We start from the raw sequence: 24,588 nt of genomic DNA on the forward strand, positions 1-24,588 counted from the left end.
GTCTTCCGCGTGCCCCTCTGTCCTTTTGCCTGAGAGTTTGGAAGCGGTGCGCTTCGTGCCCCTTCGGCGCCGGGTGCGCCATGCAGGCGTTCCGGTCTCTCCAGAGTGTTGCCGTTGCAGCGGTACGGGGCCTGAGCGATTCCGGGCGGTTGCGCCTACGGCAGGGACGCTCTCGAGGAGCGCCCGCTTCTCCCACTGCATACGCGACGCAGTATACCGGCCACGTTGCGCGCCCGCGCGTGTCGCGGCGGCCCGACGGAACGCGCCGTTGCCGGGGCGTCGGCATCGACCGGCCTATGATGTCGCGCTTCCAGGCGGCCGCCGCGCCGCGCCCGGTCCGTGAATGCGGACGACTTCCGGTGTCCCGATGTCCGAATGCCCGTGTCCTGTCGTCGCCCGTGCGCCGGCGTCTTCCGATGTGCCCGTCGTCGCACGCACGTGGCGGGTGGCCGCGTGAGACAGCCACGCATGCCGTCGATCCGCACGCTGGCCCTGCTGCTGGCGGGACTGGCGATGTTCGGCCCGTTCTCGATCGACACGATCTTCCCGGCGTTCCCGGCGATGGGCGGCGATCTGGATGCCGACCCGGCGGCGATGCAGCAGACGATCGCGGTGTATCTGATCGCCTACGCCCTGATGAGCATCGTGCACGGGCCGTTGTCGGATGCGATCGGCCGGCGTGCGGTGATCCTCGGTGGCCTGGCGATCTTCGTGGTCGCGTCGGTGGGCTGCGCGCTGTCGACCGATCTGAGCACGCTGCTGGGCTTCCGCGCGTTGCAGGGCCTGTCGGCCGGCGTGGGCCTGATCGTCGGCCGCGCGGTGATCCGCGACGTGCTGCAGGGCGACGATGCGCAGCGGCTGATGAGCCAGGTCATGATGATCTTCAGCATCGCGCCGGCGATCGCGCCGATCATCGGCGGCTGGTTGCTGGGCTGGGGGCGCTGGCCGCTGATCTTCTGGTTCCTGGTCGCGTTCTCGCTGGTGCTGCTGGTGGTGGTGTGGCGGTGGTTGCCGGAAACCCATCCGCGCGAGCACCGGATCTCGCTCGCGCCGCGGCGTTTGCTGCGCGACTACGTGTCGATCGTCGCTAACCGGCGTTTCCAGCGCATCGCCGCGGCGGGTGCGTTCAACTTCTCGGCGCTGTTCCTGTACATCGCGTCGACGCCGGTGTTCGTCGTCGACGTGCTGGGCCTCAACGAGCGCCAGTTCGGCTGGTTCTTCGTGCCGATGATCAGCGGCATGATGCTCGGCTCCTGGGTGTCGGGGCGCGCGGCGGGTCGCATCACCGGCACGCGGCTGGCCAACATCGGCTTCGCCTGCAGCGGCGTCGCGGTTGCGCTCAACGTCGCCTACAACCTGCTGGTCGACCAGCCCGCGATTCCGTGGGCGGTGATGCCGGCGATGCTCAATTCGTTCGGCATCGCGCTGACGTTCCCGATCCTGACGCTCGCGATCCTCGACATGTATCCGCGCCAGCGCGGCTCGGCGTCTTCGCTGCAGGCCTTCACCGGCTTGGTGCTCAACGCCGCGGTCGCCGGTCTGCTGTCGCCGCTGGTCAGCCACCAGCCGTTGCTGCTGGCGGTGACCTCGGCGGCCTTCATGCTGGTCGGCTGGATGTTCTGGCGCTGGGAACTCGCGCGCGGCGCACGACCGCCGGGCTGTCCGCGCGATCCCGCATCGCTGGAGCCGACCGACCAGATGTGAGTCCGGTGGTCGGCGGAAACGAAGCAGGGCCGGCGAATGCCGGCCCTGCTTCGTGATTCACGTGACGCTGGATCAACCCTGCGTGGGCGCCGGTGCGGCCGGCTGCGCGGCCGGTGCAGGTGCAGGCGACTGCGCCGTGGCCGGCGCGGTCCAACCGCAGGTCTTGCCTTCGTTCTGCTGGGTCAGCCAGTCCTGCAGCGGTGCGAAGTATTCGAGTACCGGCGCGGCGTCCATCTGCTCGCCGCCGGTCAGTTCCTTCAGCGTCTGCTGCCAGGGCTGGCTGTTGCCCTTCTCCAGCATCGCCCAGAACTTCTCGCCGGCGGCCTTGTTGCCGTAGAAGCTGCACTCGTTCAACGGGCCGGTGTGGCCGGACGCGTCGCACAGCGCCTTGTAGAACTGGAACTGCAGCACGTGCGACAGGAAGTAGCGCGTGTACGGCGTGTTGCCCGGCACGTGGTACTTGGCGCCGGCGTCGAAGAATTCCTCGCCGCGTGCGGTGGCCGGCGCGACGCCCTGATACTGCGCCTTCAGTGCCCACCACGCGCTGTTGTAGTTCTCCGGGGTGATCGAGCCGTCGAACACGCCCCAGCGCCAGCGGTCGATCATCAGGCCGAACGGCAGGAACGACACCTTCGCCAGCGCCATGCGCATCTGCGAATTGACCAGCGATTCCTGCGTCTGCTGCTGCTCGCCGACCAGGCCGATCGACTGCAGGTACTGCGGCGTCATCGACAGCACGATCGTGTCGCCGATCGCCTCGTGGAAGCCGTCGTGCGCACCGGTCTGGAACAGCGGCGGACGGCCGTTGTAGGCGAGGTAGTAATAGACGTGGCCGAGCTCGTGGTAGATCGTCGTGAAGTCTTCCTCGTTCGGCTTGGTGCACATCTTGGTGCGCACGTCCGGCTGGGCATCGGCACCCTCACCGATCTTGACGCCCATGTCCCAGGCGCTGGCGTGGCAGACCACGTCGCGGTCGCGCGGCTTCACGAACTGCGTCTTCGTCCAGAAGCTCTCCGGCAGCTTGGGCATGCCCAGCGAGGTGTAGAAATCCTCGGCGCGCTGGTTCATGCGCTTGGCGTTTTCGGTCAGCGCGGCCTGGGCGATGTCGGCGCGGCGATCCGAGTCGATCAGCGCGTTCTCCTTGACCATGCGTTCGTTGAGCAGCGCCTGGTAGTCCCGCTCCAGCGTGCCGGTGATGTCGAGGTCGCCGGCATTGGGGTAGGGCTGCAGCACGTCCCAGAGGTTGCCCCAGTCCTGCTGCCACATGTTGCCCATCAGATGCGCCGGCAGCAGGCCGCCTTCGACGGTGCCGCGGCCGGGATAGCGCGCTTCCAGGCGCGTGCGCGTGTAGCAGTGCAGCTGCTCGTACAGCGGCTTGACCTGGTTCCACAAACGGTCGGTCTCGGCGGCGAGCTCGGCCGGCGGCATGTCGTAGCCCGAGCGCCAGGCCTCACCCGCATCGGCGAAGCCGAGGTCGCGCGACCCTTCGTTCACGAGTTCGACGAATCGCGTGTAGTCCGCGCGCATCGGCTGGGCGATCGTGTGCCAGCCCTGCCAGGCGTCGAGTTGCGCGTCGTAGTCGCGGCTGCTGCGCAGCACGTCTTCGAGCTGGCCCAGCTGGCGACAGCTGCGCGCTTCGCCTTCGCCGGTGCAGTACTGGCCTGCACCGTAGGTGCCCTCCATCCTCGACGCGATCCGGGTCAGTTCGGCAAGGTGCTCGGGATTGCGCGGCGGCGGCATCGATGCGCCGAGCTTGAGCAGGTTGATCGCGCGCGCGGTCTCGGGCGACATCTGCTGGCCTTCGAACTTGCGCGACTGTTCGATCCAGCTGTTGAGCTGGGCGAGGTAGCGCTCGTTGTACTTGGCGGCCAGCAACTGGCTGTCGTCGTTGATGTAGGTCGCCGACAGCCACTGCGAGGCGGTCAGCTCCGGCATCAGGGCACGCACTTCCTCATTGACGCGGGCGATGAACTGGTCGGCGGTCTCGCCGGCCGGCGCGGCGGCAGTGCCGGTCGGCGTCGCGGCATCGGGCGATTCGGAGCGGTTGCAGCCGGCGAGCGTCAGGCTCGCGGCCACGGCGAGGGCGAGCAGGGCGTGGCGTTGTTTCACGGACAGCTTCCGGTCAGCGAGGGAACGGGGAGGCTAGTGCGCCGCCCACGGGGCTGCAAGTGTCGATGCGCGGGGTGCGGGGCGTCGAATGGCCGCGCTGCGGATGCGCGCACGCGATGCGGATTCGAATCGCACGCGTGTGCGTCGTGCCGCGTCCACGCGTCTACCGAGGGTTGGCGTCCCGCCGATCGAGCGCCGGCAGCAGATCGCGCGCGACCAGCCAGCTGCGCGCATCCTCCGCATCCTGTTCGAACCACGCACGCGCCGAGCCGAGGCGGAATGTGTAGCCCCAGGTGTCCATGTCCGCCATCAGGCGTTCGCGGCCGACGCCCGGCAGTGCGTCGGCGAGCACGATCTGCAGGTAGCAGGTCGCGTCTTCTTCCTCGACCGAATCGGTCGCATCGGTGTGCACCGCGGCGCGGCGCTCGGCCGGCAGCACGATCAAATGGCCGGCCTCGTGAAGCAGCGAATGCACCGGCGTATCGCCGCGCGCGTGCACGTCGGTGCCGATGATCCCGGCCTCCGGCGCGCCCCAGTAGCTGCCCGGAATCGGCGCGCCGTCGGGCACGCGATGCAGGGTCAGGCCGTAACCGGCGAGCAGGGCGGCGGGCGCGTCGAAGCCGATGTCGGCCAGACACAGCACGTGCCCGGCCGCGTCGGCCGTGTCGATGTCGCGTGGCGCGTCCACCCCTGCGCTCAGGCGGTGGCCTGACGCTCTTCGGGCAGGGCGACCGAGATGTCGAGCACGTCGTGGTCGCCATCCTTGACCAGGTCCACCTTCACCGCCTCGACGTCGATGCTGACGTACTTGCGGATCACTTCGAGCAGCTCGCGCTGCAGCAGCGGCAGGTAATCTGGCGCGCCACGATTGGTCCGCTCCTGCGCGACGATGATGCGCAACCGGTCCTTCGCGATCGAGGCGGTGTTCTTCTTCGGCTTGAGGAAATCGAACATACCCATGATCAGCCTCCGAACAGCTTGCTGAAGAAGCCCTTCTTGTCGGTGGCCGTGAAACGCATCGGGCGCTCCTGGCCCAGCAGGCGTGCAACCGCGTCGTCGTAGGCCTGGCCGGCATTCGACTCGGCCGACAGGATCACCGGCTCACCCTTGTTGGAGGCGTTGAGCACGTCGCCCGATTCGGGAATCACGCCGATCGTCTTCAGGCCCAGCACTTCCTCGACGTCGGTGATCGACAGCATTTCGCCGGTCTCCACGCGCGCGGGGCTGTAGCGGGTCAGCAGCAGGTGTTCCTGCACGCGCTCGCCGTTCTCGGCGCGGCGGGTCTTGGACTGCAGCAGGCCGATGACGCGGTCGGAGTCGCGCACCGACGACACTTCCGGATTCACGACCACGACGGCGCGGTCGGCGAAGTACATCGCCAGAAACGCGCCCTTCTCGATGCCGGCCGGGGAATCGCAGACGATGTACTCGAAACCGTCGTCGGCCAGTTCCTTGAGCACGCGTTCCACGCCTTCGGTGGTCAGCGCGTCCTTGTCGCGGGTCTGCGACGCGGCCAGCACGTACAGGTTGTCGAACCGCTTGTCCTTGATCAGTGCCTGCTTGAGCGAGGCTTCGCCCTGCACCACGTTGACCAGGTCGTACACCACGCGGCGCTCGCAGCCCATGATCAGGTCGAGGTTGCGCAGACCCACGTCGAAGTCCACGACCGCCGTGCGCTTCCCCTGGCGGGCGAGGCCGATGGCGATGCTCGCGCTGCTGGTGGTCTTGCCGACGCCGCCCTTGCCCGAGGTGACTACGATGATTTCAGCCAAAACACATCTCCTGGTGTGTCGCCGTCACTCGAGTGCGGCGATCTTCAATTCGTCATGCTCCAGCCAGACCTGGACGGCCTTGCCATGGAGTTCGCGGGGAATATCGTCCAACACCTTGTAGTGGCCCGCTACTGCGACCAGCTCGGCGTGGAAACTGCGGCAGAAGATACGCGCAGTCGCGCTGCCCTGTGCGCCTGCCAGTGCACGGCCGCGCAACGGGCCGTAAATGTGGATGGAACCGTCGGCGATGACCTCGGCGCCGGCGCCGACCGAGGACAGCACGGTCAGGTCGCGATTCTGGGCGTAGAGCTGCTGGCCCGAGCGCACCGAACCCGCCTGCATCAGGCCCGGCTCGACCGCCGCGGCGGCCGGGGCGGCCTTCGCGGCTGGCGGCGGCGCGGCAGCAGGCTCCGGCGCTGCGCGCGGGGGCGCCGGTGCGGGCGCGGCGTCGGCGTTCTCGTACTGGGCACGGAACTTCGACAGCACCGGCAGATCCAGCGATTCGGCGAGCGCGGCATTGGCGGGGCTGCCCCAGGCCAGCGCGACCGGCAATGCGCCGGCATCGCGCAGCGCGTCGATCAGCGCCCGCGCGGTGGTCGTGTCGGGCAGCTCGGCCAGACCGCCGAAATCCAGGATCACCGCAGCGCGGTCGAAGAGCTTGGGCGCGCGCGTGACGCGACTGCGCATTTCCTCGGCCAGGCGCGCGACGTCGAGCGTGCGCACGCGCAGGTTGGCGATGCCGACCTGGCCGATCTTCAGTTCGCCGGCCGGTTCGAAATCGGCGGCGGGGGCGGGGCGGGACGCCATCAGGCTTTCGTCTCCTCGGTGGTGCGGGCAGGCACGCGGGGGCGGCCCAGCCAGGGTTCGTCGGGCAGCGCGCCGCCGTAGGTCTCGCGCACCCATGCATAGCTGCACAGGTCCTTGACCAGCATCGACGCGCGGATGTCGGTGCCCGGCATCACGTGCTGGCCCACCTCGCGGAATCCGAAGCTGCCGTGGAACAGGCGCACCGGATCGTTGTCGTGTTCGAGGAACACTTCGCAGGTCAGCAGCGGGTGGCGGACTTCGGAATAGCTCTGCACATCGGCGTAGAACGCGCGGCCCACGCCGCCGCCGCGACGGCGGCTGGCGACCACGACGCGGTCGATGTAGAAGAAATCGGGGTAGTGCGATTCGAACCAGCGGAAGTTGCTGCTGTCGTGACCGCTGCCGGCGCCGAAGCCGATCAGGAAGCCGACCATCCCGCCATCGCGTTCGGCGACCCGAAAATACTCCGCGGTGTCGTGCAGATGGCGGAGACGGGCCGCATCCAGCGGCAGGATCGAGGGACCGGCGGCGTTGTTGAGTTCGAGGATGGAATCCAGCTCGTGCGCATGCACGTCGCGGACGACGATCGACATTCCAGACTCCAGAGACTACCGATGGACGCGCGAGACGACCGGTCTGCGGCGCTCCTGCCGCTGCGCGTCGCACAGGGCCGGATTATTGCATGCCGGGGACCACCGGGCGACCGGCCGCGACACCGGCGGCATGACTTCAGGCCCGTCCGGACGCGCCGACATGTGCCTAACATGCCGGCATGCTCCATGATCTGAACCACAATCGTCTGCTCCGCATCGCCGGCCTGTTCACCTGGGCGTTGACCGGCCTGCCGTTGCTGATGCTGTCGCTGGCGCCGGTGGAGCAGCTGACCGCCGGCGATGTGCGCGTGACCCTCGACAGCTGGCCCAGCTGGGCGGCGTGGGCGGTGTTCGGCCTGAGCTACGCCTGGCTCACCCGCGGACTCGGCGAGCGCCGGATCCGCGCATTCGATCATCTGTTGGTGTTGCTGCTGGCCGGCAGCGCGATCGGCATCAGCTACTACAGCCAGAGCGGCCTGGGCAGCATCCTGCTGATGGTCGTGGCCTGCGTGCTGCCGTGGCTGCTGCCGCTGTGGGTGGGCGTGGCGCTGTTGGTGGCCTGCGAATTCGTCATCGTGCCGGTCTACGTGCGCGGCCTGGATTTCACCTGGCCCGAGGCCGTGCTGCAGGCGGCGCTGTACGTCGGCTTCACCGGCTTCGCCTTCGTCACCGGCTTCGTCGCGCACCAGCAGGCCCAGGCGCGAGAAGAGCAGCGCCGGCTCAACGCCGAACTGCGCGCGACCCGCGCGCTGCTGGCCGAAAGCGTGCGCGTCAACGAACGCACCCGCATCTCCCGCGAGCTGCATGATCTGCTCGGCCACCATCTCACCGCGCTGAGCCTCAATCTCGAGATCGCCAGCCACCTCGCCAGCGGGCAGGCGCAGGACCACGTGGGGCAGGCGCAGACGCTGGCCAAGCTGTTGCTCAGCGACGTGCGCGAGGCGGTGAGCCAGTTGCGCGACGACGATGCGATCGACATGCGCGCGACCCTGCTGCCGCTGGCCGAGCACGTGCCGAGCCTGCAGGTCGACATGCAGTTGCCGGTGCAGTTCGTCGTCGACGATCCCGAACGTGCGCACGTCCTGCTGCGCTGCACGCAGGAGATCATCACCAACGCCGTGCGCCACTCCGGCGCCAGCCTGCTCCGCCTGCGCTACAGCCAGGACCGCGACACGATCCGCGTCGATGCGCGCGACGACGGCCGCGGCGCCGAGGCCGCGCGTATCGGCAACGGCCTGACCGGCATGCGTGAGCGCCTCGCGGCCTACGGCGGCACCCTGCACGTGGAAACCGCGCCCGATCGCGGGTTCGTGCTGAAACTGGAACTGCCGCTGGCGGATGCGACCGGCCTGCGCGATGCTGCGCGGCGGGGCGAAGCGCAGTCGCCGGCATGAATCCGCAATGGGAGGCACCATGATCCGAGTCTGCCTGGTCGACGACCAGACCCTGGTGCGCCAGGGCATCCGTTCGCTGCTCGCGCTCGATGGCGGCATCGAAGTGATCGCCGAGGCTTCCGACGGCCGTCAGGCGGTCGAGACGATTCCCGAGGTCAGGCCCGATGTCGTGCTGATGGATATGCGCATGCCGGCGATGTCCGGGCTCGAAGCCATCCAGGCCCTGTCGCGCGCGGGCACGCTGCCGCCGACGATCATCCTGACCACCTTCGACGACGACCAGCTGGTGCTGGCCGGACTCAAGGCCGGCGCCAAGGGCTATCTGCTCAAGGACGTGTCGCTGGACCAGCTCGTCGGCGCGATCCGCACCGTCGCCGGTGGCGGCTCGCTGGTGCAGCCGGCGGTGACCCAGCGCCTGCTGACGGGTCTGGAGCAGATGCGCAACGAGTTCGTCAGTCTCGACAAGCCGGACCCGCTCACCGATCGCGAGACCGAGATCCTGCGCCTGATGGCCGGCGGCTTTTCCAACAAGGAAATCGCCAACTCGCTGGGCGTGGCCGAAGGGACCATCAAGAACCACGTCTCCAACATTCTCTCCAAGCTCGGCGTGCGCGACCGCACCCGCGCCGTGCTCAAGGCCTTCGAGCTGCAACTGGTCTGAGTGACCCCGCGCGCCCGCCGACGGGTGCGCGGCAACGCCGGCGTTGCGTCCCGTTCGCAGCGGCGCATCCGCTCGCCAGGCCGCGCCGTGCGGCCGTTTCACCATGCGCCGACACCGGCTTGCTGAATGTGCCGTCGCCCGGCGCGACGGGCGGTGCGCGGCCGCGCATCGTGCGAGTGGGGGCGCCTGCGCATCGATGCTTGATTGGACTCGCCCGGTTACACGCAACTTGATACGATTGCCGGTCTGTGCCGCCTCAGGCCGGATTTGGTCCTGGAGAACTCTGAATGACCCGTCTGCTCGAACTGCTGATTTCATGCGTCATCGTCGCCGTGCTGTTTCTCGTGGTGGCCGTCCTGCTTCCCTCCAGCCGCACCCTGACCGAATCAGCGGAAACCAACCGTCGTCAGACGATCGTGTTCGACACGCTCAACAGCGTGCTCCGCTTCAAGGACTGGTCGCCGGTCACCGCGTATGACCCGAACGCCGAACTGAAGATCTCCGGCCCCGAAGCCGGTGTCGGTGCGCGCATCGACTACAGCTCGACCCTCAAGCGCGTCGGCGACGGCAGCTGGGAAATCACCGAGTCCGAGCCGGGCACCCGCGTGGTGTACGCGGTCGAGAACCCGACCCGCGGCAACAACAAGACGACCACCTTCACCCTGAAGCCGACCGGTCGCAACAACCGCAACATCGAAATCACCCAGACCTACAGCGTCGATTACGGCTGGGATCTGCTGGGCCGTTTCGCCGGCCTGTACGTCAGCCGCAACATCGGTGACGGCATCAAGCTGGGCCTGGGTCGTCTGACCAACATGCTGGCCGCGGTGCCGAACGTCGACTACCGCGCCGAAGGCAGCACGCTGGCCAACCTGGCCGCCGCCGACCGTCCGGCCGAGAACCTGCTGGTCGTCGCCGCCGGTGCCGTCGAGCGCAACAACCAGGTCATCCAGGACTCGATGAAGGCCAACGTGGAGTGGATCAACCGCACCATGGCCGCGAACAACCTGGAAGCCGCCGGTCCGCTGCGCATCATCACCACCGAACTGGGTCGCGAGACCTACACGTTCGACATCGGCATGCCGGTCCGCAAGAAGGGCACCGGTCCGGCCGCGCCTGCTGCGCCGGCTGCTGCCGAGGGCGAGGGTGAAGAGGCCGCCGCCGCCGCGCCGCCGGTTGCCGCATCGACCACCGACGCCGTCGAACTGACCGGTCTGCAGCTGCTGGGCCCGGTGAAGGCCGTGTTCGTGCCGCGCGCCCGCGTCGCCAAGGCGAACTACAAGGGCTTCATGGCCGAGCTGGACAACGTCCGCAACGCCGTGCGCGCCTGGGCGCTGACGCAGGGTTACGAGGTCACCGACCGTCCGTACGAGAACTACGTCAACGGCATCGATACCGCGTTCACCGAGAACGGCGAGTTCGAGGTGTTCTGGACGCTGCGCGATCCGAATGCGGCACCCGCCGCAGCGGCGCCGGCGGCAGCGCCGGCACCGGCGGAAACTCCGGCGCCGGCCGAGGCGGCCGAGGCACCTGCAGCGGCTCCGGCCGAGTAAGCAGGCGCACCCGCACGGGTTGTGCATCGCACGCCGCATCCTCCGGGATGCGGCGTGTGTCGTTTCAGGGCCGCCGTTTTTTACGCGTGGTCCGCATCGCGCCACTCGCGCAGCAATGGAGCAGGCAATGGGAATCGGATCCGGACGCACCGCGCGGCACATCGGTGGCCTGGTGGCGGCCGGCGCGCTGCTGGCGGGCGTGTCGGTCGGGCTGTCGGCCTACGCCGCGCATGCCGTCGACGGCGATGCGCGCGCCGCATTGCAGACCGCGGCGGTGTTCGCCTTCGGCCACGGCATCGCGCTCGTGCTGATGGGGCGCGCGGTGCGCGGCACGATCGAGCTGGCCTCTCTCGTCGCAATGCTGCTCGGTACGCTGCTGTTCGCCGGCGCGCTGGTGTCACGCCATCTGTTCGGCGGACCGTCGTTCTTCGCGCCCTGGGGCGGCATGCTGACGATGTTCGGCTGGCTGCTGCAGGCCGTGGCCGCGCTGCGGCGCTGATCGCGGCGCAGCAGCTGCTCAGTCGGTGGCGGGCCGGTACCGCCAGTGCCAGGGCTCGTAGACGATGCCGTGCGGGTTGTCGCGCGGGTAGCTCATCGTGAACCCGTGGTCGGCGGCGTGGCGCGTCAGCCACTCGAATGCCGCGGTGTCCTCGAAAGATTCTTCTGCGGGCGGCTCACCCGGCGCGCTGATGTCGAGCGCGCTGCCGGCGTGGTGCTCGCTGTAACCGGGCGCGGCGTTGACCGCGAGGATGGCATCGAGCGACAGGCCGCGCGCGCGTTTGCGATCGAAGATGCCCAGCTGGTATTCGTGGCTGCGATAGCCGGAGACGGCATCGAGTACGACGCCGTCGCGCGCGGCCGCCGCGTGGAGTCCTTGCCATGCACGGGCGGTCTCCGACGTCAGCCACAAGGGGCGGCGGTAGCGGTCGAGTCCGGCGAAGGCCAGCCATGCGGGTTCGGCGACGAGCGCAAGGCCGGTGCGCGCGGCGTAGTCGTCGGCGTCGAGACCCAGCGCGGCGAGTCGGGCTTCGACCTGCGACAGCGGCAGATCGGGCGCCGCCGCGTGCGTCGCATGCGGCGCGCCGGCATCGAGCAGATCCAATGCATCGTCGATGCCGGGCTCACGCTGCCACCGCGGCATCAGCCCGATCACACCTTCGGGCAGCGCCGCCGCGAGATACGCACCGTCGCGCTTGCGCCGGAGCACCTGCGTCGCACGCGACAGCACCCGCGCGTCGCGATTGCTGCGCGCGCGCAGCAGGCGCGCGGGCCAGAGTTCGACATCGGGCGTGTTGAGCAGGAAGCGGGACGATGGATGGGCGTGCATGCGTGCAGCTTAGCGGCGCCGCTACGCTTCGTCAGGAAAGCCGGAGGCGGGTCACTAGAGCACGCCCTGCGGCAGCAGCAGCGGCACCAGCGCATGCAGCACCAGATCGGCGGCGAAATGCGACAGCACGGCCATTTCGAAGCCGCGCTTCCAGTACAGCCAGCCGAACACGACACCACCGATGCCGTTGAGCAGCAGCGTGCGCACGACGACGCCCGCGTCGAGGCCCCAGACCATCGATGCCGCCGGCAGATGTCCGAGTCCGAACAAGAGTGCGGCGATCAGGATCGCGGCCCATGCCACGCGCGGCGACAATGTGCCGTCGAAGCCGGCGCGCCTGCGCAGCAGCCAGGTCACGGCCCACGCGATCAGCGTCATCAGGAACAGGCGCAGCTGCAGCTCTTCGACGATGCCGCCGTAGAACGAGGCCATCAGCCCGTAGAGCGCGCTGCGCGCGCCGATGATGTCGGTCATCTGGACGTCCGTGTCCGGCAACAGCAGCGGATCGAGCACGCGCGACAGCACGAGAATCGCGATCGCGACCGCGACGCCCAGCCCGATCGACTGCCAGGGTGTGCGATCGCGGATCCGCGCATCGCCATGCCGGCTGACCCAATGCTGCAGCAGCGGCGCGCCGAGACCGACGCGGTGGCCCATGCGCAGGCCGCCCCAGGCGAGCAGGGCGCAGAGGATGAACATCGACATCGCCTGGATCGCGATCAGCGCCGGCAGCGGGATCGCGCCCCCGCCGGTCATGCGTGCAGGATCGATCTGCAGCAGATAGGGGATGACCGCGAGCGTGGCGACTGCGGCAGCGGCGGCGAGCAGGACCGCAATGCGCAGATCCTGCCGCGGACGCGGCGCGTTCAAGGTCGCGCTCATGCGCGTTTCTTGAGAAACAGCAGCGTGGGGCCGACCGGGGCGGCGTACACGGCGTTGACCAGTTCCCAGCCCTGCAGGCCCAACGATTGCAGGCGCGCCTCGATGTCCGTCGGCTTGATCCCGCCCAGCAGGCTCACCTTGATCTCCTCGACCTTGTACTGCCAACGCTCACTCATGCTCTGTGTCCTTCGGTCCTTCGGGTTCGGATGCCGGCGCGATACGGCCCGCGCGTCGCAGCGCCTCGCGCAGCAGGAATTCGATCTGCGCGTTCGCACTGCGCAGATCGTCGTCGGCCCAGCGCTGCACGGCCGCGAGGATCGCGGCGTTGATGCGCAGCGGATAGGCCTTCTTGTCGCTCACCCGCGACCGCCTCGCGCGCGGCGCTTGGCGCTGGCGACGGTGAAGATGCACGCGGCCGCCAGGCCATTGACCGCGATGAACATCACCACGATCAGCACGAGCAGGCGCCGCTCCTGATCGCCCCACAGCGCAAGGCCGAGCGCCGTGGCCAGCATCGCCAGGCCGATCATGCGCAGCAGCCGTGCGAGTTTGTTGTCCAGGACGGCCTTGTCGCGCACCGTCATGCCACCGCTGCCGCTCGACAACGGCAGGCGCCCCTGCACGAGCCAGCGCGCCGACACGAACGCTGGCACCGCCATCAGCGCGAACACGATCGCGGCGAGGTGATGCGGCGCCATCAGTACAGCGAGCCCGTGTTGATGATCGGCTGGGTGCCGCGATCGCCGCACAGCACGACCAGCAGGTTGCTGACCATCGCCGCCTTGCGCTCCTCGTCCAGCGTGACGACGCCGCTCTTCTGCAACTCCATCAGCGCCATTTCGACCATCCCGACCGCGCCGGCCACGATGCGCGTGCGCGCGGCGATCACCGCGTTCGCCTGCTGGCGCTGCAGCATCGCGTGGGCGATTTCCGGTGCGTATGCGAGGTGGCTGATGCGTGCGTCGAGCACGTCGACGCCGGCCGCGGTCAGGCGCTCGTCGAGATGCTCCTTCAGACGATCGGAGATCTCGGTGGGATGGCTGCGCAGCGAGATCTGGTCGTCCTCGTGCTGGTCGTAGGGATAGCTGGTCGCCATCGCGCGCAACGCCGCTTCGGACTGGATGTGCACGAAGCTCTCGTAGTCGTCGACGTTGAACACGGCTTCGGCCGAATCGACGACGCGCCAGACGATGACCGCGGCGATTTCGATCGGGCTGCCTTCGAGCTCGTTGACCTTGAGCCGGCCGCTCTCGAAGTTGCGCACGCGCAGCGAGACTTTCTTCTTGGTCAGGAACGGGTTGTTCCAGCGCAGACCGGCGTCCTTGACCGTGCCGACGTAGTTGCCGAACAGGCTCAGCACCGCGGCCTGGTTGGGTTCGATCATGTAGTGGCCGATCAGGGTGAACGCGGTCGCAAGGGCGACGACGATCGCGACGACCGGCAGGACGCCGCCGCTGCCCGTCAGCGTCCACGCGCACAGGGCGAGGACCGCCAGCTGGACCAGCAGGACCGGGATGCCGGGCAGGGAGCGGATCGGGTTTTCTTGCATCGCGGCGTCCTCGGATGGGTTTCGGATGTGATATCCAATTGATATCGTTCTGTCAATACTCACGCGGCCGCATGGGCCATCCCGTCACCATCGCCCGACGCCGTCCTCTGGAGCCCCGATGTCCCGCCCCCGCCATTTCTCGATGCTCCGCGACTTCCAGCTGGCCGACTGGTTCACGCTGGGCAACGCCTTCTGCGGCACCGGCGCAGTGTTCGCGGCGATGCGCTATCTGCAGGACGGCAGCGTGCGCGATCTGCTGGTCGGCATGGCATTGATCCCGCTGGCCTTCATCTTCGACGCGCTTGACGGCCGCATCGCACGCTGGCGCAAGGTCGCTTCGACGCTGGGCCGCGAACTCGATTCGCTGGCGGACGTCATCTCCTTCGGCGTCGCGCCGGCCGCGCTGGCCTATGCCTGCGGCATGCAGGGCGGCTGGGACGTGCTCGTGCTGGCCGGCTTCGTCTGCTGCGGCGTCAGCCGCCTCGCTCGCTACAACGTCACCGCCGAAACGCTGTCGCAAGGCAGCGACAAGGTGAAGTTCTTCGAGGGCACGCCGATTCCGTCGAGCCTGCTGCTGGTGGTGCTGCTCGCGGTCGCCGCGTGGCAGGGCAGCATCGGCGAGGCGCTGTGGCTGGGCGAAGTACGTCTTGGACCGTGGCTGCTGCATCCGCTGGTGCTGGTCTTCGCCGCCTCTGGCGCGATGATGGTCAGCAAGACGCTGCGCATTCCCAAGTTCTGACCCGTCGGCGCCGCGCGGCGTTGCTATGATCGAACGCGGTTCGCAGGAGTCGACGATGTTCAACATGGGACAGGGACCGGACGCGCAGGTCGCGGATCTGGAGCGCCTCGCGCGCCGCTACTGGGATGCGTGGCGCGACGCCTTGCAACGCACGATGCCGGGCAACGACTGGAACCCGATGGGCGCCGCGCCGTCGAGCGCAGGCGCCATGCCGTGGGGCGATCCCACGCAGTGGTTCAAGGGCGCCGCACCGCCGCCCGATGCCGGCACCGATGCATTGCGGCAGCTGCAGTCGATGGCGGGCCCCTGGCTCGAACAGATGCAGCGTGTCGCGGCGGGATTCGTGGGCCGCGAGGCCTCGCCCGAGGCGATTACCGCCGCCTGGCGCGAGGCGATGGGTGGCAATCCGGTCGGCACCATGTTCGGCGGCCTGCAGGGACCGGGCATCGAAGGCTGGGACACGTGGCTGCAGCGGCTCAAGCCCTGGCTCGACGCCGCCGGCGCGAGCCAGGCAATGGGTGGCGGACGCGATGCGTTCTCGCTGCCGACCTTCGGCCTGACCCGCGAGCATCAGGAGCGCTGGCAGCAGCTCGGCCGTGCGTTCGCCGACCACCAGCGCAGCCAGCAGGATTACCAGACGCTGTTGACGCAGGCCTCGACGGCCGCGTTCGGCATCTTCGAACGCAAGCTCGCCACGCGAGATCCGGCGACGCCGATCGAAACGCCGCGCGCGCTGTTCGATCTGTGGATCGACGCCGCTGAAGAGGCCTACGCGGATGTCGCCCTGTCGCCCCCGTTCCGCAAGGCCTACGCCGATATGGTCGCGGGCCAGATGCGTCTGCGGCAGGCCGTGCAGCGCGAGGTCGAACAGGCCTGCCGCGTGCTCGACCTGCCGACGCGGACCGAGCTCGATGGCGCGCATCGCAAGATCGCCGATCTCGAACGTGCACTGCGCCGCATGCGGGATCGTCTCGATGCCGTCGATGGTGCGGGCGCGCATGCAACCGCCTCGTCGACCGCGCCGCCGCGTCGCCCTGCGGGGCCGACGCGTGTCGTGACGCCGGCGCCCGATCCGGCAGCGTCCAGGTCGCGTGTTACGGCAGAGGACGCAGCGCCGGCACAACCGGTTGCGAAGCGGGCAACCGCGAAACGGGCGCCTGCGAAGAAGCCGGCGAAGAAGGTTGCGGTCAAGAAGACTGCAGCCAGGAAAGTGGCCGCGAAGAAAACCACGGCCAAGCGCGCCGTCACGAAAGCGTCTGCCAAGAAAGTCGCACCGGCGAAGAAGGCCGTCGCGAAGAAAACACCTGCGAAAACGGCCGTCTCGAAGCCCGCGCCGGCAGCGAAGTCGCGATCCGCAGCCAGCACCCGCGGTCGCAGTTCTGCCTCGGCCACGAAAAAGTCCACGCGCAGCACGCGATCCGCCCGTCGCACGACGCCGGCACCTGCCGCGCCGGCGCGCGCGTCGCGCAAGACAGCACGGTCGCCGACACGCGTCGCCAGCCTGCCCAACCTCGGCTTCATCTCGCCGATTCCAATCGCACCCGAGCCGCTGCAGGACAAGGGCGGCAAGCCGCGTAAAGGGAAGCGCTGACCATGGCCGGACCACTGCACATCACGCCCGATCGCATCGCGGACGAAGCCGCGCGCGTCCAGCAGAAACTGGGCGCCAGCCTGCGCACGTTGCGCGAGGTCGGTGACTTCGACTACGGCGCGACCACAAAGCAGGAAGTCTGGCGCGACGGCAAGGTCGTGCTGTACCGATTCATCGGCGAAAAGGCGCCGACCGCGCGCGTGCCGCTGCTGATCGCCTACGCACTGGTCAACCGGCCGTACATGGTCGATCTGCAGCACAACCGTTCGATCGTGAAAGGTCTGCTCGAGCGCGGCGAGGATGTCTACATCCTCGACTGGGGCTATCCGGATCGCTCCGACAGGTTCCTGATGCTCGAGGACTACATCGAGCGCTTCCTCGGCGGTGCGGTGGATCACCTGCGTCGCAGCGCAGGGCTCGATGCGATCAACCTGCTCGGCATCTGCCAAGGCGGCACGTTTGCACTGAGCTACGCCGCGCTGCATCCCGAGCGCGTGCGCAATCTGATCACGATGGTCACGCCGGTGGATTTCCACACCGACGACAACATGCTCGCGCACTGGACGCGCGATCTCGACGTCGACCTGTTCGTCGACACGCTCGGCAACGTGCCGGCCGACATGATGAACGCGTGTTACCTCACGCTGAAGCCGTGGCGGCTGCTGGTGCAGAAGTACGTGGGCGTGGTCGACATCCTCGACGACGCACCGGCGCTGGAGGATTTCCTGCGCATGGAGAAGTGGATCTTCGATTCGCCCGACCAGGCCGGCGAAACCTTCCGCCAGTACATCAAGCAGTTCTACCAGGGCAACGGCTTCGTCAATGGCGGCATCGTCATCGGCGATCGCGAAGTGCATCTGGGGCTGGTCGAGATGCCGGTGCTCAACATCTTCGCCGAGCAGGACCATCTGGTGCCGCCGGATGCGTCGCGCGCGCTGCGCGGGCTCGTCGGCACGCAGGACTATTCGGAACTGTCGTTCCGTGGCGGGCATATCGGCATCTACGTGTCGGGTCGCGCGCAGACGCAGGTGCCGTCGGCGATCCACGACTGGCTGGTACAGCGCGCATGATCCGCCTGCGATCCGGGGGCGCGCGCTGATGTCGACGCCCACATTGAGCCGCACACGCGAGGATCGCGTGATCGCTGGCGTCGTCGGCGGCATTGCCCGGCGCTACGGGTGGAATCCGACGATCGTGCGCGCGCTGTTCGTCATCGTGTCGGTGGTGTCGGCCGCGTTCCCAGGCCTGCTCGCCTACCTGCTGCTGTGGATGCTGATGCCGGAAGGCGAGGGCTGAGCGTGCATCCGGTGGTGCGCGTCGCGGCCCTGGCGCTCGGCGCGGTGTGGACGGTGCCCAACACGCTGATCGGCCTCGTCGGCGGGCTCGCGGGCCTGCCCTTCGGTGCGCACTGCCGCTGGCGTCGCGACGATCTCGCACTGGTGTTCGACCGCTGGCCCTGGGGCCCGGGCGGGGCGATCACGTTCGGCAACGTGATCCTGCATACCGGTGACTCGCTGGACGTGCGCTGCACGACCTACGCGCACCGCGCCGCGTGGTGCGAGGACGCGCCGATCCAGCTGGCCGACCACGAACGCGCACACGTCTACCAGTACATGGTGCTCGGACCGCTGTTCCTGCCGATGTATCTGGTCTTCGGCGGGGTCAGCGTGCGCAACCGCTTCGAGCGGGCCGCCGACCGTTACGCCCTGACCGGCCGCGGCTGGTGGCCCTGGCCGCGCCCCTGAGCCTGCCGACGGACGGTCGAAGGTGTTGACGGCTCGATAACGGATCCGACGCTAGCTTCGTGGCGTCGAAGCAGACCCCGGACGGCAAGGCCGACCGCAGACGCTGCGGCACTGGAAGGCCCGGCCGGCCGGAGACATCCGGCAGACTGGGCCTTTCGCACATCCGGCACTCCGAGAGGCCGGTGTGTTCCCGAGGTCACTGGAGCCGTCGATGCGCTACGACCGTGATGCCGTATCCCCCTGGGCCTTCTTCCTGCCGATCGCGCTTGCCGTGCTGGTGGGCAGCCTCGTCGCCGATGCGATCGGCGGCATGCTGCGCGACCGCTTCGACGATGCGCCGCCGGCGGTGGTCGCACAGACGCCCGCGCCGGTCGACACGCCACCGGTCGAGACCACTGCGCCGGTCGAGACGGCGCCGGCACTGTACGCACCCCTCGCACAGCCCGAGCCGGTGGTCGAAGCTCCGAATCCAGACGCTGCCCAGCTCGCGCAGCCCGACACTGCGGGCGAGGCACCGTCGGCAGCGGCGACGCCGGTGAATGATGGCGCACGTCGCCTGTCGGGACCGATGACCGCACGCCAGGCGGGCGAGAGCGAGAGCTGCATCAACAACACCGTCGCCACGCGCAGTCCGAACGGCTGGGAACAGGCACTGGAAAACGATGCGCCGGTGCGCTGCGAGGCGACCTCGAACTGAGGGTGCCGGCAAGGGTCGTCGCAGCCGGACGCGTACGAAGCGGTGCGTGCGCTAGCGCGCTGGCAACGTCAACCGCTGCTGCGTCGTGCCGATCGCCGCGCCATCGGCAGCGAAACGCCGTTCGCAGAACATCACGTGTTCCGTATCCACCAGCACGACGCTGCTGCACCGGGTGCCGTACTGCGGATCTTCGATGAAGGCGGGCGAGAGACGTCGCTCCAGCGCGCGCCCGACACCGGTGTCCGGAAGCGCCGCGTCCGGCGCCGTGCGCGTATCCCGCAGCCCGGCGAACACCGGTGCCAGCGCCGCAACGTCGATCGACGCGAGCGGAGCGCCGGGCACGGTCGTCTCCAGCCAGTCGGCCAGCGTCCGCGTCGCCGCGGTGCTCTTCGGCCAAGGCGCATCGAAGGCGCCGTTGGACATCGCATGCAGGCCCGGCGCAACCGGCGCGGCATCGAAACGCGGGTGGTTGCTGGCGAACCACAGCGCATCGCCATCCCAGAGCAGCAGATTGAAGCGGCCGTAGTCCCGCGCCGTCCTCGACAGGCCCTGCGCGAAGTCGGCGGCCGATGCCTCGCCCTGCGCGAAGTCGCGCACCAGCCAGCCACGCGACAGCGCAGCCGCTTCCGGCGCGCTGCCGGCGCGCACGTTCGTCACTGCGGCGAGCCGCCCGCGCGACGAGGCGAGCAGCCAACTGCCGCCCTGCACCAGATCACGGCCGCCGTAGACGTCCGGATGCTGCGGATCGAACGCAGCGGCCGCGGTCGGGCGCGCGTGGAATTCGTCGCGGTTGGCGATCAGCGCGAGCGGCAGATCGGGGCGGGTGTTCCAGGCGATGGCGATCAGGCACATGCCCGCATGCTAGCCGAGCATCCGGGTGCGCGATGCGAGACTCGATGCGGCACACGACGACGTTCGCGACGGCCCCAACGGCAACGGCCCGCATGCGCGGGCCCTCGACTGGTACCGGAGGCGGGACTCGAACCCGCACGCTTTTAAGGGCGGCGGATTTTGAGTCCGCTGCGTCTACCATTCCGCCACTCCGGCACGGACGCGGGAGTATAGCGGAAGCGCGCGGCGGCCTGAATCCCGGCGTCTTTGCGTTCTCCAAACATGTGGGGCGGCATCATGCGCAAGCCGGCGCAGGGCCGGGAGCCCGGGAGGCCACATGCACGATCGAATCAAGCCGCACGGGATGGCGGCCTGGATGTCTGCGCGAACGCGCCTGTCGGCGGCGCGCGCGCGCCGTATGCGGATCCTGTTCGCGGTGCTGCTGCCGTTGACCGTTGCTGCCTGCGCGAGCCAGCCGGCCCAGCGCGTCGTCGACGCCGAGCCGGTCGCCGAACGCGAGATCGTGCTGCCGGCGGGCAGCCGCACCGTGCCCTCGCAGCCCAACGGCGAGGTGCGCCTCGCCGAAGGCGTGTTCCGCGTGCACCTGAGCAACATCCGCTGCGTGCGCGCGCCGTGTCCCAACGGCTACATGGTGTCCAACGTTGAAGGCCAGCCGGATGCGTTGCGTCCCGACGTACCGCAGCCGGTGTCGCGCATGCCCGAACAGGTCCGCTTCGATGCAGCCTCCGGTGGCGCGGTCGAGGACGGTCTGGTGGAGAAAGCGCACATCGGTGACGGCATCGTGATCGACGGCCGTGCCTGGCTGATCGAAGGTGGCCGCACGCTGCGGGTCGAAGTCAGGCAGCTGCTGTCCGACTGACCTCGGTGCCGGGGCGCCGGCTCAGCCGGCGCCGCCTTCGTCCTCGATCTTCGACGCGGCGATCCACGCATCGACCGCGCGCGACACCACGTCCAGCGGCAACGCGCCGTTTTCCAGCAGCACGCCGTGGAAGGCGCGCAGGTCGAAGCGCTTCTTCAGCGACTGCCGCGCATGTCCGCGCAGCGCGAGCAGCGTGTGCAGGCCGACCGTATGCGCGCACGCGCGCCCCGGACGCACCAGCTGGCGCTGGGCCTCGGTGCGCGCCTGTGCCTCGCTCATCCCGGCGACGTCGCGCAGATAGGTCTGCGCCTGCGCGAGCGTCCAGCGTTCGGCATGCAGACCGGTGTCGACGACCAGTCGCGCCGCGTGCACCAGTTCCGCGCGCAGGCGGCCGAGATCGCCCTGCGGATCGTCGTCGTAGACCCCCATCTCGACCGCGAGCCGCTCGGCATACATCGCCCAGCCTTCGGTGAACGCGGTCGGCGCCAGACTGCGCCGCAGCCGCGGCAACGCGAGCTGCGACTGGGCGAGGCCGACCTGCAGGTGATGGCCAGGCAGTCCGTTGTGATAGACCAGCGTCGGCAGCCCGCCTTCGGGCAGGGCACGCACCTGCGCGACATCGATCACCAGGGCGCCGGGCCGCACGTCGCCGCCGGGCGGCACGTAGTAGACCGCGGCGTTGCCGGTCGCATCGGCCGGCGCCAGCTGGACTTCGAGCGGTTGCGTCGGCAGCGCGCTGAAGTAACCGGGCAGCGCGTCCTCGATCGCATCCAGGCGCGCCTGCACCGATGCGCGCAAGGCCTCGCGGTCCGCATCGGAGATGGGCGGGACGCCGTCTTCGGGCGCACCGTCCGCGCGTTCCGTGGCGACAGGCGCTTCGACCCCGGCCAACGGCAGGCGGTCGCGGACGATCGCCGCCATCTCGCCGCGGATGCGGCTGACTTCGTCGTGTCCGAGGGCATGCAACTGGGCCGCGTCGATGCCGACGCCGGTGTTCCAGCGCAGCGCCGCGGCGTAGTAGTCGTCGCCGTCGGGCAAGGCCCACACGCCGTTGTCGGCATCCTGCGTGGCGATGGCGGCTTCGATACGCGCGAGCAGACGCGTGTAGGCCGGCAGCGTGGCGTCCTCGATTGCCGCACGCGCATCGCGCAACAGTTCCTCGCGCAGCGCGGCGTCGATGCCCTGCGCGCCATCGAGCTTGCGCGCAAACGCCTGCACGAACGGACTGCTGTCCACGCCGACGCGGACCAGATCGCGGATCTGCAGCGCGGCGCCTTCGAGTGCGATGCGCGGCGGCACGACACCGTGGCTCGCCTGCAGATCGAGGTTGTCTCGCACCTGGTCGAGCTTGGTCGCCACCGCATGCAGTCGCGCAACGTAATTGCGCGCCTCGGCCGCACCGGTCACCGGCTGCGCGCTTTCGAAGAAGCCCGGCAACGACATCGGAATGCTCGACAGCTGGTCGACGGCGTAGAGATTCGTGCCCAGCGGCAACCACGCCGGCGACCAGTCGAAGCCGAGCAGATCGGCCTGGCTGCGGTAGAACCAGCGCGCCATTTCCAGCGTGCGTTGCTGCTGCGGCGCGAAGGCATCGTCGTCGATGTCGTCGAGCGCGGCGAGATTCGCGGCCAGCGTGTCGCGCAGTTCGGCGCGGTGCACCAGAGATGCGTCGGTCAGGCGACCGGCGGCGATGCGCGAATCCGGACTGTCGATGCCGAGCACGGTCATCGCTTCGGGATCGTTGGCGAGAAACGCATCGAACTGCGCGTCGACCAGCGCATCGACAGCGCGGCCATCGGCATCGGGCACGGTAGGGGACTGGCCGCAGGCGGCAAGCAACATCGCCAAGGAGGCGGTCAGCAGCGATCGGGTCATCGGCCTCGACGGAGAGCGGCGGGGGAGCCGGTCCACTGTAGCGGCTGGGGTCGCGGGATGCGCCCCCCTGTTCACCTTCGAAGGGCGACCTTGCAGCCGTCGATCAGTCGACGGTGTCGACGGCCAGCGAGGCGTCGTAGCGCAGATACCAGTCGTCCGCCTCGGGACGGAAGCGCGCGCAATGTTCGATCGGCGCCTGGTAGACGTGCAACGACACCGCGATCGCATCGGCACTGGCGTTGCGGATCGTGTGGTACTCGTGCGGCGGAATCAGGCTGCCGGCGCTGCCGACGCCGGCCTGCATGCCCGAGGCCGCGCGGAAACGGAATCGCTCGCCGTCGGATTCGAGCAGTTCGTACTGGGCGATTTCCAGCGTGCCGCGCCAGATGCCTTCCACGCACCACAGGCCGTCGTGGTCGTGGATCGGCGTGCCCTGGCCGGGCGCCCAGGTCATCGCGACGATGCTGTAGCCGTGCGCAGGACTGCGATACAGCTCGCGACGCGCGTAGTGGCCGTCGACCGGCAACTGCGTGCAGGCCGGCAGTTCGACCCCGGGATCGCGGATCAGCGCACACATGGCGCCGCGCAGCGCGCTGGTGACGGCGTGGTGGTCGCCGGCCGCGATGGCCGCATCGATCGCTGCGATCATCCGGTCGCGGCCCTGGAAGGCGATGTCGGGGATGTCGGTGGCGGTGGACTCGAAACGCATCGCTGCAGTCTAGCCCGCGACCTGCGCACGTGCAGGCGGCAGCGCAGCAAGAAAATCCGCGACCGCCGGTCCGAAGCGCGCGATGTCGACGAGAAACGCGTCGTGCCCCTGCGGCGATTCCAGCGGCAGGAAGGTCGCGTCGATACCGCCGGCGCGCAGGCCGTCGGCGATCTGCTGTTGCTGCTGCAGCGGGAACAGGATGTCGGTGTGCACGCCGATCGCGAGCGCGCGTTCGACACGCAGTGTCGCCAGGCCGTCGTCGGTGCTGCCGCCGCAGCTTTCGCCGATGTCGAACCAGTCCATCGAGCGGCTGAGGTAGAGATAGCAGTTGGGATCGAAGCGGCGCACGAAACGGCGGGCGTGACCTTCGAGATAGCTCTCGACTTCGAATTCGAGGCCGAACGGTTCCTCGTCGTCGCGGCGGTCGGATTCCAGCCGCACGCGGCCGAAGCGGCCGTCCCATTCCAGCGCCGAGCGATAGGTGATCACGCCGAGCTTGCGCGCCATGCGCATGCCGCTCTCGGGATAGGCGCTGTCGGTGTAGGCGCCGTTCTGCCACATCGGATCGAGGCGGATCGCCTCGCGCTGCAGCGAGCGGATCGCGATCGAGAACGGCAATGCGCGCGCCGCGCCGCAGATGTTGATGTGCGTGCGCGCGAGCCCCGGAAACCGGGCGAGCAATGCGAGCGCGGTCATGCCGCCCATCGAATTGCCGATCACGCAGGCCAGGCGCTCGATGCCCAGCGCCGCGACGACGTGCGCAGCGGCGTCGGCGCCGTCTTCGACCGACAGTTCCGGAAATGCGAGCCGGTACGGCGCGCCGGTGTCGGGATTGTTCGAAGCCGGGCCGGTGGAGCCCTTGCAGCTGCCGAGCGAGTTCACGCAGATCACGAACCAGCGGTCGGTATCGATCGGCTTGCCGGGGCCGAGCATCGGCTCCCACCAGCCGGGCGTGGTGTCGTCGGCGTGGCTGGCAGCGTGCGCGTCGGGCGACAGGCCGGTGACGATCAGGATCGCGTTGCCGCGTTCGGCGTCGAGCGTGCCCCAGGTCTCGTAGGCCATGCGGGCGCCGCGGAGCGCGCCGCCGCGCTTCATCGGGAACGGCGAGGGCAGGTCGATGAAGCGGCTGCCCGGCGGGATGAATTCGGTCATCGCGCCAGTGTAGCGACT

27 protein-coding genes, 1 tRNA gene, 1 pseudogene and 1 riboswitch are annotated in these 24,588 nt (G+C 68.9%); of the genes and pseudogenes, 12 read left to right on the forward strand and 17 right to left on the reverse strand.

Translation table 11 applies throughout. The annotated features are described in order from the left end of the window. Positions 1–7: 7 nt before the first annotated feature. Positions 8–114: riboswitch (glycine riboswitch) on the reverse strand. Positions 115–468: 354 nt separating this feature from the next. Beyond that, positions 469–1,704, forward strand: coding sequence for a multidrug effflux MFS transporter (locus V3391_RS01820; RefSeq protein WP_332076724.1), 1,236 nt, complete (start codon positions 469–471; stop codon positions 1,702–1,704). Positions 1,705–1,776: 72 nt separating this feature from the next. Here V3391_RS01820 and V3391_RS01825 read toward each other — a convergent pair whose 3' ends face one another. The 6 genes from V3391_RS01825 to V3391_RS01850 all read right to left on the reverse strand — a co-directional run bounded on the left by V3391_RS01825 (position 1,777) and on the right by V3391_RS01850 (position 6,985). Next, positions 1,777–3,813, reverse strand: coding sequence for a M2 family metallopeptidase (locus tag V3391_RS01825; RefSeq protein ID WP_332076725.1), 2,037 nt, complete (start codon positions 3,811–3,813; stop codon positions 1,777–1,779). Between the two features lie 163 nt (positions 3,814–3,976). Next, positions 3,977–4,483 carry a hypothetical protein gene (locus tag V3391_RS01830; RefSeq protein ID WP_332077684.1) on the reverse strand — a complete coding sequence of 169 codons (507 nt, stop codon included), beginning with the start codon at positions 4,481–4,483 and terminating at the stop codon, positions 3,977–3,979. A 26-nt stretch (positions 4,484–4,509) separates the two neighbouring features. Next, the gene (gene minE / locus V3391_RS01835) at positions 4,510–4,773 is read right to left on the reverse strand and encodes a cell division topological specificity factor MinE (RefSeq protein ID WP_055248846.1); all 264 of its coding nucleotides are present in this window, start codon (positions 4,771–4,773) and stop codon (positions 4,510–4,512) included. 2 nt (positions 4,774–4,775) lie between these two features. Beyond that, positions 4,776–5,585 (reverse strand): septum site-determining protein MinD, encoded by an 810-nt coding sequence (minD, locus tag V3391_RS01840; protein WP_332076726.1) that lies wholly within the window; start codon positions 5,583–5,585, stop codon positions 4,776–4,778. Between the two features lie 24 nt (positions 5,586–5,609). Continuing rightward, positions 5,610–6,392 carry a septum site-determining protein MinC gene (gene minC, locus V3391_RS01845; RefSeq protein ID WP_332076727.1) on the reverse strand — a complete coding sequence of 261 codons (783 nt, stop codon included), beginning with the start codon at positions 6,390–6,392 and terminating at the stop codon, positions 5,610–5,612. After that, a complete protein-coding gene (locus V3391_RS01850; protein WP_332076728.1) occupies positions 6,392–6,985 on the reverse strand; it encodes a GNAT family N-acetyltransferase in 594 nt (197 codons plus the stop codon). The genes minC and V3391_RS01850 overlap by 1 nt, the downstream gene beginning before the upstream one ends. A 179-nt stretch (positions 6,986–7,164) precedes the next feature. Between V3391_RS01850 and V3391_RS01855 the strand changes: the two genes are divergently transcribed. The 4 genes and pseudogenes from V3391_RS01855 to V3391_RS01870 all read left to right on the forward strand — a co-directional run bounded on the left by V3391_RS01855 (position 7,165) and on the right by V3391_RS01870 (position 11,092). Further along, positions 7,165–8,379, forward strand: coding sequence for a sensor histidine kinase (locus V3391_RS01855; RefSeq protein ID WP_332076729.1), 1,215 nt, complete (start codon positions 7,165–7,167; stop codon positions 8,377–8,379). Positions 8,380–8,398: 19 nt separating this feature from the next. Next, positions 8,399–9,040, forward strand: coding sequence for a response regulator transcription factor (locus tag V3391_RS01860; RefSeq protein WP_332076730.1), 642 nt, complete (start codon positions 8,399–8,401; stop codon positions 9,038–9,040). Positions 9,041–9,327: 287 nt separating this feature from the next. After that, a pseudogene (locus tag V3391_RS01865) lies at positions 9,328–10,482 on the forward strand (polyketide cyclase); the annotation flags it as partial. 238 nt (positions 10,483–10,720) lie between these two features. Continuing rightward, the gene (locus V3391_RS01870; protein ID WP_332076731.1) at positions 10,721–11,092 is read left to right on the forward strand and encodes a DUF423 domain-containing protein; all 372 of its coding nucleotides are present in this window, start codon (positions 10,721–10,723) and stop codon (positions 11,090–11,092) included. Between the two features lie 18 nt (positions 11,093–11,110). Here V3391_RS01870 and V3391_RS01875 read toward each other — a convergent pair whose 3' ends face one another. From V3391_RS01875 to V3391_RS01900, 6 genes are read right to left on the reverse strand one after another with little or no spacing between them, the layout of a single operon-like run. Further along, the gene (locus tag V3391_RS01875) at positions 11,111–11,920 is read right to left on the reverse strand and encodes a M15 family metallopeptidase (RefSeq protein WP_332076732.1); all 810 of its coding nucleotides are present in this window, start codon (positions 11,918–11,920) and stop codon (positions 11,111–11,113) included. A 54-nt stretch (positions 11,921–11,974) separates the two neighbouring features. Further along, entirely contained in the window at positions 11,975–12,802 is an 828-nt protein-coding gene (locus V3391_RS01880) for a CPBP family glutamic-type intramembrane protease (protein WP_332076733.1), read from the reverse strand. Beyond that, positions 12,799–12,978 carry a DUF4177 domain-containing protein gene (locus V3391_RS01885; RefSeq protein WP_332076734.1) on the reverse strand — a complete coding sequence of 60 codons (180 nt, stop codon included), beginning with the start codon at positions 12,976–12,978 and terminating at the stop codon, positions 12,799–12,801. Before V3391_RS01885 ends, V3391_RS01880 begins: the two co-directional genes overlap by 4 nt. Then, positions 12,971–13,162 carry a type II toxin-antitoxin system antitoxin gene (locus V3391_RS01890; protein WP_332076735.1) on the reverse strand — a complete coding sequence of 64 codons (192 nt, stop codon included), beginning with the start codon at positions 13,160–13,162 and terminating at the stop codon, positions 12,971–12,973. Before V3391_RS01890 ends, V3391_RS01885 begins: the two co-directional genes overlap by 8 nt. Then, on the reverse strand, positions 13,159–13,500 hold the full coding sequence (locus tag V3391_RS01895; protein ID WP_332076736.1) for a hypothetical protein: 342 nt from the start codon (positions 13,498–13,500) through the stop codon (positions 13,159–13,161). Before V3391_RS01895 ends, V3391_RS01890 begins: the two co-directional genes overlap by 4 nt. Then, entirely contained in the window at positions 13,500–14,351 is an 852-nt protein-coding gene (locus V3391_RS01900) for an SPFH domain-containing protein (protein ID WP_332076737.1), read from the reverse strand. The genes V3391_RS01895 and V3391_RS01900 overlap by 1 nt, the downstream gene beginning before the upstream one ends. Positions 14,352–14,469: 118 nt before the next feature. Between V3391_RS01900 and V3391_RS01905 the strand changes: the two genes are divergently transcribed. From V3391_RS01905 to V3391_RS01930, 6 genes are all read left to right on the forward strand, one after another. Beyond that, complete coding sequence (locus V3391_RS01905; protein WP_232137681.1) at positions 14,470–15,090, forward strand: CDP-alcohol phosphatidyltransferase family protein; 621 nt, start codon at positions 14,470–14,472, stop codon at positions 15,088–15,090. A gap of 55 nt (positions 15,091–15,145) precedes the next feature. Then, positions 15,146–16,681, forward strand: a complete 1,536-nt coding sequence (phaE, locus tag V3391_RS01910; protein ID WP_332076738.1) for a class III poly(R)-hydroxyalkanoic acid synthase subunit PhaE — start codon at positions 15,146–15,148, stop codon at positions 16,679–16,681. 2 nt (positions 16,682–16,683) lie between these two features. Continuing rightward, positions 16,684–17,751, forward strand: coding sequence for a class III poly(R)-hydroxyalkanoic acid synthase subunit PhaC (gene phaC / locus V3391_RS01915; protein ID WP_332076739.1), 1,068 nt, complete (start codon positions 16,684–16,686; stop codon positions 17,749–17,751). 28 nt (positions 17,752–17,779) lie between these two features. Continuing rightward, on the forward strand, positions 17,780–17,977 hold the full coding sequence (locus V3391_RS01920; protein WP_332076740.1) for a PspC domain-containing protein: 198 nt from the start codon (positions 17,780–17,782) through the stop codon (positions 17,975–17,977). Between the two features lie 14 nt (positions 17,978–17,991). Further along, positions 17,992–18,426: a hypothetical protein gene (locus tag V3391_RS01925; protein ID WP_332076741.1), complete on the forward strand. Its 435-nt coding sequence runs from the start codon at positions 17,992–17,994 to the stop codon at positions 18,424–18,426. 211 nt (positions 18,427–18,637) lie between these two features. Then, entirely contained in the window at positions 18,638–19,123 is a 486-nt protein-coding gene (locus V3391_RS01930) for a hypothetical protein (protein ID WP_332076742.1), read from the forward strand. A 51-nt stretch (positions 19,124–19,174) separates the two neighbouring features. Here V3391_RS01930 and V3391_RS01935 read toward each other — a convergent pair whose 3' ends face one another. Next, positions 19,175–19,975, reverse strand: coding sequence for an NRDE family protein (locus tag V3391_RS01935; protein WP_332076743.1), 801 nt, complete (start codon positions 19,973–19,975; stop codon positions 19,175–19,177). A 109-nt stretch (positions 19,976–20,084) separates the two neighbouring features. Beyond that, positions 20,085–20,170: transfer RNA gene (locus tag V3391_RS01940), tRNA-Leu, on the reverse strand. Between the two features lie 160 nt (positions 20,171–20,330). Between V3391_RS01940 and V3391_RS01945 the strand changes: the two genes are divergently transcribed. Then, positions 20,331–20,834, forward strand: a complete 504-nt coding sequence (locus V3391_RS01945) for a hypothetical protein (protein ID WP_332076744.1) — start codon at positions 20,331–20,333, stop codon at positions 20,832–20,834. Positions 20,835–20,855: 21 nt separating this feature from the next. Here V3391_RS01945 and V3391_RS01950 read toward each other — a convergent pair whose 3' ends face one another. The 3 genes from V3391_RS01950 to metX form a co-directional block, all read right to left on the reverse strand. After that, a complete protein-coding gene (locus tag V3391_RS01950) occupies positions 20,856–22,709 on the reverse strand; it encodes a DUF885 domain-containing protein (RefSeq protein WP_332076745.1) in 1,854 nt (617 codons plus the stop codon). A 103-nt stretch (positions 22,710–22,812) separates the two neighbouring features. After that, positions 22,813–23,418, reverse strand: a complete 606-nt coding sequence (locus tag V3391_RS01955) for a cysteine dioxygenase family protein (protein ID WP_332076746.1) — start codon at positions 23,416–23,418, stop codon at positions 22,813–22,815. A 9-nt stretch (positions 23,419–23,427) separates the two neighbouring features. Then, complete coding sequence (gene metX, locus V3391_RS01960) at positions 23,428–24,570, reverse strand: homoserine O-acetyltransferase MetX (RefSeq protein WP_332076747.1); 1,143 nt, start codon at positions 24,568–24,570, stop codon at positions 23,428–23,430. Positions 24,571–24,588: the final 18 nt, after the last annotated feature.

This window comes from Luteimonas flava (assembly GCF_036584485.1).
In the GTDB taxonomy this organism is placed as follows: Bacteria; Pseudomonadota; Gammaproteobacteria; order Xanthomonadales; family Xanthomonadaceae; genus Luteimonas; species Luteimonas flava.